Source organism: Paraburkholderia youngii (assembly GCF_013366925.1).
Taxonomy (GTDB): Bacteria; Pseudomonadota; Gammaproteobacteria; order Burkholderiales; family Burkholderiaceae; genus Paraburkholderia; species Paraburkholderia youngii.
This window is the reverse complement of record NZ_JAALDK010000001.1, coordinates 4,893,746-4,905,977: the sequence shown is the minus strand read 5'-3', so window position 1 is coordinate 4,905,977 and position 12,232 is coordinate 4,893,746. Positions and strand designations below refer to the sequence as shown.

Sequence of the window (12,232 nt, the reverse complement as noted above, 5' to 3'; positions counted from 1 at the left end):
AGGATGGCCGCAATAGGGAAAATCAAGATGAGGAGTACAGAGGAAGCCACGGTCCGCAACACGCGGGCGAACGATGCCGCAGCGTTGGCGGCGAACGGCACGCCGGGCCCGAATCCGTTCGTCGGGCTGCGTCCGTGCGACATTCTGGCAACCGTGCAGCAGGTCTGCGCTCAGGCGCTGCGTCAGCCTTCACTCGTGCTTGAGCAGGAAGCGGCGCTCGTGCGCGATCTGATGGAGGTATTCGGCGGCAGCGCGGATTGCAAACCGCCAAAAAGCGATAGGCGCTTCAGCGATCCGGCGTGGCGCGACATGCCGATATACCGGATGACGATGCAAGGTTACGTCACATGGTGCAACGCATTGACAGGATTCGTAGAGCGTTCCGCCCTCGACGCGAAATCGAAGGATCGAGCGCAATTCGTGCTATCGCTCTTCACCGATGCCGTATCGCCGACCAACACCCTTCTCGGCAACCCGGCGGCGCTGAAGAAAGTGATGGACTCCGGCGGCGCGAGCCTACTTGGAGGTCTGCGCAATCTCGTGATGGATATACTGCAAAACCAGGGTATGCCCGCGCAGGTGAACAAGACGGCGTTCAAGGTGGGCGAGAACCTCGGCACCTCGCCGGGCGCGGTGGTGTTTCGCAACGAAGTACTCGAACTGATCCAGTACGCGCCCGCGACGGAGCGGGTATTCGCCCGTGCGCAACTGATCGTGCCGCCCCAGATCAATAAGTTTTATGTGTTCGACCTGTCCGACGGCAAGAGCATCGTCGACTATCTCGTGAAAAGCGAATTCCAGGTGTTCGTCGTGAGCTGGCGCAATCCGACTGCGGAGCAAAGCCACTGGGATCTCGATACCTACGTGGCCGCGTTGCTCGAAGCGATCGCGGCGGTGCGCGAAATCACCGGCCATGACGATGTCAATCTGCACGGCGCGTGCTCGGGCGCGATGACGATTTCTGCGCTGCTTGGTCATCTCGCGAGCCGCGGCGACACGAGCGTGCATGCCGCGACGCTGATGGTCGCAGTGCTCGACAACACGGCGGACTCGCAGATCGGTCTGTTCGCGACGCCGGAAATGATTGCGGCCGCGAAGCAGAACAGTACCTCGAAAGGCGTGCTGGCCGGCGAGGAAATGGGCCGCGTGTTCGCGTGGATGCGGTCCAACGATCTCGTCTGGCACTACTGGGTCAACAACTATCTGCTCGGCAAGGCGCCGCCCGCGTTCGACATCCTGTATTGGAACAACGACGCGACCCGTCTGCCCGCGCGTCTTCATGGGCAACTGCTCGACATCTTCACGGGTAACCTGTTCAGCAAGCCCGGTGCGCTGAGCGTGCTAGGTACGCCGATCGACCTGTCTGAAGTCACGTGCGAGAAATATGTCGTGGCAGGCATGACCGATCACATCACGCCGTGGAAGGGCGTCTACAACACCGCGCGCGCATTCGGCGGCACGACCCGCTTCGTGCTGAGTTCGGCCGGGCATATCCAGAGCCTGATCAATCCGCCCGGCAACCCTAAGGCGCAGTTTTTCCTCAATCCTGATTTGGACACGGATGCTGACGCATGGCTGGCGAACGCCGTGGCCGAGAAGGATTCCTGGTGGGACGACTGGCGCAAGTGGCTCGCAGGTCAATCGGGCGAGCGCCGCGTCGCACCGGCTGCCGTCGGCAGCGCGCGGCATCCATCTGGCGCGAAGGCACCGGGAACCTACGTAGTGGAAGCATGACGTTCACCATTTTCTTCAACGCAGTCACTATGGAGTCACGATGATGGCATCGACCAGCACGACCAACACGGCCAACCCGATCAGCACGGACAGCACGACCAACCTCACGGGCACGACGAGCATCTTCGGCGAGTACGCAAAGCTCATCGGACAGTTCAAGCTGCCCATCCTCGATGTCAACGCGATTCTCGAATCCCGCAGCAAGGACATCGACGCAATCGCCGAAGCCCACACGACCGCGCTTGCAGGCGTGCGGTCGCTCGCGCAGAAGCAGTTGGACATCGTTCGCACGACGCTCGGCGCGGTGCAGGCGTTGTTCGCTCCCGTGACGCAGTCCGGCGAGCAGCCCATCACCAGCAGGGGAGAGAACGCCAGGCAGACGCTGCATAAAGCGCTCGTCGAGGTTAAGGATCTCGCGGACACGGCTTATCGCGCGCAGTCGGACGCCCTCGCCGTAGTGACCAAACGCGCGGCCGAGGATGTCGAAGAGCTGAAGGCGCGGCTTCTCCCGAAGAAGAAGTAACGCAACGCAGCGCGTGCGGCACGCCGGGGAATGCAAACCCATCCAGAAGAACTTTTGGAAGCCGGAAATGTACATGAGCCCTGAGTCTGACTGCCGCATGCAAATCCGGCTGTTCGATCTGGATGGTCAGACCTTGCGTGTCGCAACGTGGCAGGGCAGCGACGCATCGCCGCCGCTGCTCATTTTCAACGGTATCGGCGCGAATCTCGAACTGGTTGAACCGTTCGTCGCTGCGCTCGACGATGTGAGCGTGATCATCTTCGACGTGCCGGGCGTCGGCGGTTCGCCGACGCCCGTCGTGCCGTACCGCTTTTCGACGTTGTCGGCGGTGACCGACAAGCTGCTGTCGCGTCTCGGCTACGACGGCGAAGTCGATGTGCTCGGCGTATCGTGGGGCGGCGCGCTGGCGCAGCATTTCGCGCATCTGTATCCGCGCCGCTGCCGGCGCCTTGTTCTGGCGGCCACTTCGCCCGGAGTACTGATGGTACCGGGCAAGCTGTCCGTGCTGGCGAAGATGATCAGGCCGCGCCGCTACACCGATCCCACGTACATGCAGGAAGTCGGGGCGGACCTCTACGGCGGCGCGTACCGGCGCGACGCGTCACTGCTCGAGGCGCACAGCCGGCACATGCAGCCGCCGCGTGGACGTGGCTACCTGTATCAGTTGTTTGCCGTTTCGGGCTGGACGAGCCTGCCGTGGCTCGGCACGTTACGCCAGACGACGCTGGTGATGCATGGCAACGACGACCCGATCGTGCCGCTGATCAACGCGAAGATTCTCGCGGCACGTATCCGTCAAGCGACGCTCTATGTGATCGACGACGGTCACCTGTTCCTGATCTCGCGAGCGAACGAAGTTGCGCCAGTCGTGCACCGGTTCCTGCGGCAGGAGACGCGTTGAGTCTCTCCGGCGGCGGCGACGGCACGCGGCCGGCAACGGTCGATGCACGCGAAGACGACAAGGTTCATGGCCTCGCTCGCATGCGGCGGAGTGCGTCGGCGCTGCTCCTACTGATGAGCGTATTGCTGCTCGCATGTGTCGCGTGGCAGGGCGATCACGCGTGGGTTGCGTGGCCGCGCGCGTTCGCTGAGGCGGGGATGGCGGGCGCGATCGCGGACTGGTATGCCGTGGTCGCGCTGTTTCGCCACCCGTTGGGCTTGCGGCTGCCCCATACGGCGATCATTCCGAAGAGCCAGCCGCGCATTGCGGAGAGCCTCGGCGGTTTCGTAGAAGAGCATTTTCTGCAGCCGGAGCTGATCATCGCCAGATTGCGCGGTCATAATGCGGCGCAGGCGCTCGCGCGCTGGCTGGCGCAGTCGGAAAACAGCCGCGGCCTCGCTGACGTGGTGGCGGATTCGCTGGGGAGGCTTATCGACGGCATGGAGGAAGCGCAGATCGCGTGGCTGTTCGAGCGCATCGTCGCGCCGCAGTTGCGCACGCTCGATGTCGCGCGCGTGGCGGGCGACGCGCTCGATGTGCTGACGCAAGGCGACCGGCATCGGCCTCTGCTCGACCACGGACTCGCGGCGTTTGAAAAGTGGCTGACGTCGAACACCGATATGATCAAGGCCAAGTTCAGCGAGGCGTCGAGGTATACGCCCGCGCCGTTGGACGCTTACATCGTGCGCAAGTTCATCGAAGGCATCCTCGCGCTGCTGCACGAGGTGGCGGCGAACCACGAGCACGCGCTGCGCCGCCAATTCGACGAGGCCTTGCAAACGCTGATCGTGCAGTTGCGAACATCGGCGGCACATCGCCGGTTCGGCAAGTCGCTGCTGCGCGACTGCATTCGACTTTTTGGCCGGGCCGGCGGCTATCGCGGGCTGCTCGACTGGCTGCGCACGCGCATGGTCGCCGACCTCGGCGGCGAGCAGTCGGCTGTGCGCGACGTGCTCGCGCGCACGCTGATGTCGCTCGGCAGGCGCATCGCCCGCGAGCCTGCGATGCAGCGCCAGCTCAACGTGTGGTGGCTCGAGCTAGCGCGTGAACTCGTCACGCGCTATCGGCATTTGTTATCCGCACTCATCACCGAAGTCGTCAAAAGCTGGAACGCGGGCGAAGTCAGCCGCAAAATCGAAATCGAAATCGGTCGGGAACTGCAATGCGTGCGCATCAACGGAACGTTTGTTGGCGGTGTGGTCGGTGTGCTGATTCATGCGGTAACGCTTGTCGCCTGAGGCGACGCCGTATCAATCGGCCGCCACCGCCTGGTCGTTCCCGCGCAGCCAGACGATAGCCAGCACAGTACGGCGGCGCACTGCGAGATAGTCGTTGTGACGGTTTTCGACGCATCGCAACGCGAACGTCAGCGACGCGACGGCTTCCTCTGTACGGTTCCGCGGCATCGCCAGCGACGCCACTGCGATGGCGCGGAACGTTTCGATCTCCGGCGAGGGCTGTTTCGATGCGGCGGTGCGCGAGCCAGTCAATCGATTCAGTTGCGTGACGCTTGACGCAGCTTCCGTCTCCTGCCTTCCCTCAGGTAAAAGGCGGGGGCGCCCGACCTGGACGCCCTAAATCAGTCCGTCCCAGCGGCGCGTGGGCGAGGCTCTCCGCATGATCGAGCAACGTGTAAGCTTGCTCGATGCCCCGCTGGCGATGCGCACGGGCACCCGATAGGCGAAGAACGTGCTGTCGAGAAGAACTGCGAGGTCAATCACTGGTATTAGGTCGACCGGGAGATTCGGCCTCGTCGAGCCGTCCCTGTTCGTAGCGGATTTGTGCAATCACTGCATGCACAGCGCGGCCGCGATGGACTATGGACACGAATGCCGCTCGGCGAGCGGAATAGACTCGGTGAACTAGCGTCCCGCAAGCAAAAAATGCATCTGCTGCATCTCAGCTTGACTCAGCAAACAGAGCCGGTAGACAGACGCGAACACATTGCGCTGATCTTCCTCGATCCAATCAGGAATCCGCGGCGTCGAGTACAGCGCTTCGACGTTGCCTGCTTTCAACGCTTTCAATCTCGTCAAGCATCTACCCGCCAACGAGCGACATCCGGACCGTAGGATAGGCCTTGCCGGAGCCGCTCTTGCGTTTATCGTCACGAAGCTCCGAGTATCGATCCATGCGGCGATGCCATGCAACGCGAATGGCGTTGGAGATTTCCTCTACGCAGACCGCGTCCGACAGCCATGGCTTGAGGTCCATGCCGTGCGTCGCGAACAGGCAGTTGTACATTTGACCGTCGGCTGACACGCGAACCCGGCAACACGAGCCGCAGAATGGACTGGACATGCTCGAGACGAAACCCACCTCGCCTTTGCCGTCGGCGTACTTGTAGCTGACAGCTGTGTCATTAGCGCGGCGAGGCGGCGTGGAAACCAGGGGGATGGCCGACTCGACGATTTCTCTCGCCTCGTCGCTGGTTAGCACTTTAGATTTCGCCCACGCGCTTGCACCGCCGACGTCCATGTACTCAATGAACCTCACAATGACTCCCGTCCCCCGGAAGCGATGAGCGATTGGCAATATCTGACTTTCGTTCACACCGCGCTCGATCACTGCATTGACCTTGACCGGCGCCAGACCGGCCGCCAAGGCGGCGTCGATGCCGTCCAGGACCCGGGTCACCGGAAAGCGGACACCGCTCATGCGCCTGAAAATGGCGTCATCGACACTGTCCAGACTGACCGTTACGCGCGAGAGCCCCGCATTCCGCAGTGCGCGCGCCCTGACGCCCAGGAGCGAACCGTTCGTCGTCAGGGCCACTTCGACCGGTTTCCCGCTTGTCGTCTTGAGTGTTGCCAGCTTTTCAATCAACGTTTCCAGGTTGCGTCGCAAAAGCGGCTCACCGCCAGTGATCCGAATCTTCTCGACGCCGAGCGAGGTGAACGCTTTCGCCATTTTCACCATCTGTTCAAAAGACAAGAGTGCAGACGATGAAAGAAACGGATAGTCGTTGCCGAACACTTCCTTTGGCATGCAGTAAGCGCAGCGGAAATTGCATTGGTCGATAACCGACAAGCGCAAATCCCGAAGCGGACGGCCGAGGCCATCGCGAGTGTCGGCACGAGGTTCGATCGGCCCTTGGCTTTGGGCCGCGGTGCCGGCTGATGGTGCGTATTCGCTGACGCTCACGACGTGTTCCTTTAACTTGTACGGAATAACCACTGCACGAGTGCTGCGCGAGCAACGATCCATCGCTGGGTCGGAGCGGGCGCGACAAGTGCGTCGACCAAAGGATAGGGCATCCGCGCTGGCGACATGCGCACAGACAGCCTCCGCTCGCGGGAGCACAGTTCGGCGAGGAGGGCGTTATTTCAGGTGCGCGGTGAGCGAACAGGCGACGAGTCGCGCGCCGACGCGATCCCGCAGCACCTTCGAGCCATCCCGAAAAAACAAAGGTGTGTTGCCTACGTGGGCGTTCTTGAGAACTGGGGTTTGCCCTAATCTACGTTGATCGAAATCACGCTGCCGAGCGGCTTGGCGACGCGAATACGGTCCCCTGCCGTGTTTGCATGTGAAGCAAGCGGCGGCTCGCATCAAGGAGATGATCTTGTCTAAAGCACTGAGCGAAAACACCGGGACCTCCGGGCGCATCGCAGACCACCCGGCCTGCTCCGCAGAGACATTGTGCGTTGGCGTTGTCGGGCTTGGTCGCATGGGAGCCGCGTTTGCTTCCAATCTGATCCAGGACAGCTTCAAGACGGTCGTGTTCGACCGGGATACGCAAAAGGCACGAACGTTTGCGCAAGGCCGCGCCGTCGCGGCGGGAAGCTATGAGGCGCTGTCCGATTGCGACGTCGTGATAAGCATGGTTCCGGATGACGCCGCGATCCGGTCGGTTGCTGAACAACTGTCAGGCGTTCTCGCGACGAACGCGGTGCATGTCTCGATGAGCACGATCAGTCCCGACGCCGCTCGCGAGGCCGCGCATGTCCACTACACGGTCGGTCAAGGCTATCTTTCAGCGCCGGTCCTGGGAAACCCGGACCTCGCCGCTGCTCGCAAACTGTATATCCTCGCTGCCGGTGCATCCGAGACTATCGCGAGGTGCATGCCGGTTCTCGAGCGCCTGGGGCAGCGCGTGTTCGTGCTCGGCGAGGTGCCGGAGTTGGCCAACACGTTCAAGCTGGCCGGTAATGTGCTGACGGCGTCGACGATGCAAAGCATGGGCGAGGTCCTCGCGTTCCTCCGGAAGGCCGGCGTCGATCCGCATGTCGCCTTCTCGGTGCTGACTGAATCGCTGTTCGACGGCAAGGTGCACAAGGCCTATGGCGGCAAGATCGTGAATCAGCGCTACGCACCACCCGGAATGACGGTGCCGCTCGCGGTGAAGGACCTGCGTCTTGCGCTCACGGAAGCGGAAACGCTTCGCACTCCGATGCCGATCGCCAGTGTCGTGCGTGACCGTTTGGTCGCTGCCTCCGCGCGGGGGTGGGACGATCTCGACTGGTCCGTGCTTGGCAAGCTCGCTGCCTTCAGCGCAGGCCTGTAGAGTTGGCATAAGGCGGCCGCATAGTTGCACGACGGATTCAGGTACGCTTTGAGCATCGAGTACTTATCCGATCCGCCTCGATCTCCCAAGACTTGAGCCAATGAACGACACGATGACATCGACGGCCAGCTATGAATCGCGCGCGGGGACGCTCTGGGTCTGCGTGATTTGTGGATGGATTTACGACGAATCCGCAGGCGTGCCGGAAGACGGTATCCCTGCGGGAACCGCGTGGTCTGACGTGCCCCAGGACTGGGTCTGCCCGCTCTGCCGCGCGGGTAAAGACCAGTTCGCGATGGTGCAACTCTGATGTAGCGACGCCCGATGCACGGCGCGCCGGACGATTTGCACAGCTACGCTTGTTCCATATTTCGCTCTCGCCCCCCGCAACCCTGTTGTGGTTCTTGAGCCGACGCATGGCTCCGGGGAGAACCCTTGAAATTTGATCGTCGGATGCGCGGTGACGTCGCATTCCATTTGAAGCCATTGTTGAAGCATAACGTTTCGGCGCGCAGCGCGAGCTTGGTCATGGTCCTCATATCGATCGCGTTTGCCGCATTGGTGGCGCGCCCGGTCTGGATACAGCTGATTTCGAACGCCTCGCACGAGGAGGGCGACGCCAGGGGGCAGCACGTGCTCGCGGTGCCGGCCGCATCGGGGCAGAGCACCCATCGCAATCGATCGGTACTGGCCGCGAGTCTTCCTGGCAAGGCGATCTTTTCGATCCGACACAGATCGTTTCAGACGTCGATTTCCGCATGAAGCAGGTAAAGTACACTGAGGAGGTGACATCCGCTCATCGCGGCTGGCTTCGTCGATTGTTGAGCGCCCACGAGATTGCCGCACTGTTAATGCTCGCTTGTGGGCCAGTCGATTCGACCGCCGCCACGGCTGACTTTCTCGCTCTGCAAGAGGTCGGCCTCGTCAGCATGGTCAATGAACGATTTTCGCTTACCGATGCGGGCAGTACCTATCTGCACCTTCTTCGAGAACGTCGCTGATCACGCAACACGCGATTCAAAGCGTGCCGACGCGAATGTCGGCCGGGCCGCACAAGCGCGGAACACGCCGTCCGATGGCGGAGGCCGACCTCGATTCCACCGCCCACTGCGCGATCGGTTCGATCGCACTCGCCGCGAAGAACGCCGGGACAGATCTGCGATAGCGTTTTCCGCGTTATTGTGGACCTTGACCATCCTGGCGGCGAGAGCGCGCAACACCTTTGGCCGTATGGTCGCCGGCGCGCATCAACGAACACTCGGACCATGTGCCAATCCGGTTTGAGGGCAGAGGCGGACGCTCCCGTGGCGCAGGCTGTCGCGGCGTGTCGCGGCGCTGCAAAGTCAGGCAGGACCTGTGGGCGTTGCGCGCCGCTACCGGGGCGCAGTCGAATGCGCTGTCGCCCCGAATGTCGGGTTCGTGGAGTCGCGCTCGTCAATTTCGAATACCGCCACCGAGTCACGCAATACGCGCGCCTGCTCGGCCATCGATTGCGCTGCGGCCGCGGCTTCTTCAACCAGCGCGGCGTTCTGCTGAGTGACTTGATCCATCAGACTAACCGCCTGATTCACCTGTTCGATACCGGTGCTTTGCTCGTGGGACGCCGCTGAGATTTCACTGATGATGTCATTCACGCGCTTTACCGACTGAACGGCCTCGTGGATCGTGCCGCCGGCTTGCTCGACGAGTTGCGACCCGGCAGTTACGCGCCCCTCGGATTCGTTAATCATGTCCTTGATCTCCCGAGCGGCCGTCGCGCTGCGTTGCGCGAGTGTACGTACTTCGCCCGCCACCACGGCGAAGCCTCGACCCTGCTCTCCGGCACGGGCTGCCTCGACCGCCGCGTTGAGCGCGAGGATATTGGTTTGAAACGCGATGCCTTCGATGACGCTGACGATCTCAGCGATCTTGGCAGAGCTGTCGGATATCTGTCGCATGGTCTCAACCACGCGGCTGACCTGCTCTCCGCCGCGCTGCGCGATCCCCGATGCATTGCTGGCGAGAGCGCTGGCCTGCTGGGCGTTGTCCGCGTTCTGACGGACCGCCGCGGTTAGCTCTTCCATGCTCGAAGCCGTTTCCTCCAAAGAGGCGGCTTGTTCTTCGGTGCGCTGCGACAGATCGGCATTTCCCGCCGCGACCTGCTGGGTAGCGGAGGAAATCGACGCGCTTGCGTGCTTGACGCCCGCGACGATGATTGCCAACTGGCCGATCGCATGATTCACCGACCGGGCCAGATCGCCGAGCTCGCCGTGACTACGCGCGTCTATCTGTACTCGCAGGTCGCCACGCGCCAAGGCATTGGCACCATCGACCACACCCTGCAACGGACGGACGATCGAACGGGTTACCAGCGCGCAAAGTATCAGCGTCACGGCCAGCGCCAGCGCTGCGGCTCCCCACATCAGCGCACGCGCCTCGTCATACGCGGCGCCGCTGTCCCTCGCGGAGGCATCCATGACGCTCTGAGCTTGACGCTGTAATTCGTCTTGATGTTCGATCAACGCATTGCGCAGCGGCATGGCTGTCAGAAGCGCCGCCCGCGCCGCATTAGTGTCATGCGCCGCCAATTGCGCGTAGGCGGGCCTCATCGCTTGCTGGTAGAGCGCATTCGCCTGCAGCACGCCGTCGAACAAAGCTCTGCCCTTCGCAGTGGTGAGTAGGCGAGCGATAGCTTCATAGATCGAATCGCTCTCAGCGGCGAGAGCCTGGGCCTGTTCGAGCGCGGCTTGTTGGGCTTCGGGCGTTGGTTCCTCGAGCGCGAAGTAGGCCAACGCTGCTGCTCGCAGCGTCGCAACCTGAAGCTGGTTCACAAGTTTCAGTTGCTCAGCACGAACGTCGACTATGTCTTGCGTGGTCGCATTCAAACGTGCCATCTGCAGGTTAGCGGTCAAGCAGATGGCCAACAGGAAAGCCAGCACAACAACGAACGTTGCCATCAGTCGTGCACCAATCTTCATCTTCATGCTTCTAACCTTTTTGCGTGGGGAGACAGTCTGGCGAGCCTGCGTCGATCCCCTTGTGAGATCGACAGGCCCGAGGGGAGTCCCTTTAACCGCGCAGGATGCTGGCCACGCCCCTGTTCGTTAGGGAAACAAATCACCTTGGACTATCGAAGCCTTGGTTATCTCGAATGTCGGCTTAGGCCGCGCAAAGAGCATGGCAAAAAATGCAAAACAGTTTTGTAAAAAAGAGGCCACGCGTCGGTGGCATCCGTTGTGCCTGGGACAGCGTGTGACTGGCCGTGTTTTCCTTCGAAGGTAAGCGAAGGGGCGGCATGCTGGAGGTTGGCGATGCAACGTTGTGCGCTGAGTTCCTGGTGCCCACAGGAAAGCGAAGGATTCTACGTGGGCAATCCCGGCGAAGAGGGGTGACCGCAATTGTTGAGTTGCGTTGTTGCTGCGCAATCGCAATCGCGGGCAGTGGCGTTGCAGCCGTAGCCAGGAACGCTGCGTGAAATACCGTTGCGGCGCATGCGAAGCGCTCTCACGAACGAAGCCAGCGGTGCAATGCTCGGGTACACAGGATGCCGCGCGGACACGAGTGCGCGGATGTCTGGTGGCGCAGTGCAGCTAGCGTGTGCGCCGCTTTTTGATCCGCCGCCGTTCCTCCAGGAAGAAACGCAGACCTCCCAGTTGCTGCTCGAAGTAGCCGCCGGTCGCCATCGATTCCGGCGCGCGCCTGTCGCCGGTAGGTGGATATTCGTTGGAAAAGTCCGCGGTGCCGAACATCATGTCCCAGACCGGGAACACGGCGCCGTAGTTGCACGAGTTCCGTCCGGCGGCGCGCAGACCGTGGTGCAGGCGGTGAAAGCGCGGCGATACGAGCAGACGGTCGCCAAGCCAGCCGAACGAGAGCTTGATATTGGCGTGACTGAGGCTTTCGATGAAGCGCATGAACAGGAACAACAGCGGGAACTGCAGCGGCGGGATGCCGATTGCGAGTCCGACAACGCCAAACCAGATACCGGCGACCACATCGTCCAGAACATGGTTGCGGTCGTCGGACCAGAAACTCATCTGACGCTGCGCGTGGTGCAATGCATGTAGCGCATAGGCGCTGCGGAACATGTGCGAAATGCGGTGACGCCAGTAGTCGGCGCAGTCGAGAATGAGTGCATATGCGACGAAGGTGGCTACAGGATGCCCAAGCAGCAGCGGAACGAGCATCTCCAGCGTCGGTGGAATATAGCCGTGCGCTACCACGAAGCCATTGACCCACACCTGCAGCTGGTAAAACAGCAGGAAGCTGAACACGGGAAGAATACCGACCCGGTTGAATACGGTATAGAGCGCGTCGATCAGCACTGTCTTGCGGTCGTCCCACCGCTCGATCGGAAACAGCGCTTCGAGCGGCCAGCATACCGCGTAGGTAACGACCACCGCGAAAAAGCCGTACACGCCGATGAGCGCCCAATCGAACGACAGCTCTTCCCACTCCATCCAGCCGAAGTGGTAGAGGACCGGAAGAATGACATAGGTGTCGATGCCGCCGGCAAGCATGCTGAACCACCGGTCGAGAAATATCAGCACGA

Annotated in this window: 11 protein-coding genes and 1 pseudogene; 8 read left to right on the top strand and 4 right to left on the bottom strand. The window is 61.8% G+C overall.

Translation table 11 applies throughout. From position 1 onward, the window contains the following. Nucleotides 1-27: 27 nt before the first annotated feature. From G5S42_RS22515 to G5S42_RS22500, 4 genes are all read left to right on the top strand, one after another. Entirely contained in the window at nucleotides 28-1,734 is a 1,707-nt protein-coding gene (locus G5S42_RS22515; RefSeq protein WP_176108794.1) for an alpha/beta fold hydrolase, read from the top strand. A 40-nt stretch (nucleotides 1,735-1,774) separates the two neighbouring features. Next, entirely contained in the window at nucleotides 1,775-2,257 is a 483-nt protein-coding gene (gene phaP, locus G5S42_RS22510) for a TIGR01841 family phasin (RefSeq protein ID WP_246392051.1), read from the top strand. Between the two features lie 67 nt (nucleotides 2,258-2,324). Continuing rightward, nucleotides 2,325-3,158: a poly(3-hydroxyalkanoate) depolymerase gene (gene phaZ, locus G5S42_RS22505; RefSeq protein WP_176108793.1), complete on the top strand. Its 834-nt coding sequence runs from the start codon at nucleotides 2,325-2,327 to the stop codon at nucleotides 3,156-3,158. Beyond that, a complete protein-coding gene (locus G5S42_RS22500) occupies nucleotides 3,155-4,435 on the top strand; it encodes a DUF445 domain-containing protein (protein ID WP_176108792.1) in 1,281 nt (426 codons plus the stop codon). Before phaZ ends, G5S42_RS22500 begins: the two co-directional genes overlap by 4 nt. A 12-nt stretch (nucleotides 4,436-4,447) precedes the next feature. Here the strand turns inward: G5S42_RS22500 and G5S42_RS44400 are convergent, their stop codons facing one another. After that, nucleotides 4,448-4,687: a hypothetical protein gene (locus G5S42_RS44400; protein ID WP_246392050.1), complete on the bottom strand. Its 240-nt coding sequence runs from the start codon at nucleotides 4,685-4,687 to the stop codon at nucleotides 4,448-4,450. Nucleotides 4,688-5,237: 550 nt separating this feature from the next. Further along, nucleotides 5,238-6,404, bottom strand: coding sequence for a GTP 3',8-cyclase MoaA (gene moaA, locus G5S42_RS22490; RefSeq protein ID WP_176108791.1), 1,167 nt, complete (start codon nucleotides 6,402-6,404; stop codon nucleotides 5,238-5,240). Nucleotides 6,405-6,759: 355 nt separating this feature from the next. On the opposite strand from moaA, the gene G5S42_RS22485 reads away from it, so the two are divergent. From G5S42_RS22485 to G5S42_RS22470, 4 genes and pseudogenes are all read left to right on the top strand, one after another. Continuing rightward, the gene (locus G5S42_RS22485; protein WP_217709935.1) at nucleotides 6,760-7,701 is read left to right on the top strand and encodes an NAD(P)-dependent oxidoreductase; all 942 of its coding nucleotides are present in this window, start codon (nucleotides 6,760-6,762) and stop codon (nucleotides 7,699-7,701) included. Between the two features lie 154 nt (nucleotides 7,702-7,855). Then, nucleotides 7,856-8,011: pseudogene (locus G5S42_RS22480) on the top strand (rubredoxin); the annotation flags it as partial. Between the two features lie 143 nt (nucleotides 8,012-8,154). Further along, entirely contained in the window at nucleotides 8,155-8,463 is a 309-nt protein-coding gene (locus tag G5S42_RS22475) for a hypothetical protein (protein WP_176108789.1), read from the top strand. After that, on the top strand, nucleotides 8,460-8,702 hold the full coding sequence (locus G5S42_RS22470; RefSeq protein WP_176108788.1) for a hypothetical protein: 243 nt from the start codon (nucleotides 8,460-8,462) through the stop codon (nucleotides 8,700-8,702). Before G5S42_RS22475 ends, G5S42_RS22470 begins: the two co-directional genes overlap by 4 nt. Before the next feature lie 372 nt (nucleotides 8,703-9,074). On the opposite strand, the gene G5S42_RS22465 is transcribed toward G5S42_RS22470, so the two are convergent. Next, nucleotides 9,075-10,664 (bottom strand): methyl-accepting chemotaxis protein, encoded by a 1,590-nt coding sequence (locus G5S42_RS22465; RefSeq protein WP_246392048.1) that lies wholly within the window; start codon nucleotides 10,662-10,664, stop codon nucleotides 9,075-9,077. Between the two features lie 606 nt (nucleotides 10,665-11,270). Continuing rightward, nucleotides 11,271-12,230: a sterol desaturase family protein gene (locus G5S42_RS22460; protein WP_312883592.1), complete on the bottom strand. Its 960-nt coding sequence runs from the start codon at nucleotides 12,228-12,230 to the stop codon at nucleotides 11,271-11,273. Between the last annotated feature and the right edge of the window lie 2 nt (nucleotides 12,231-12,232).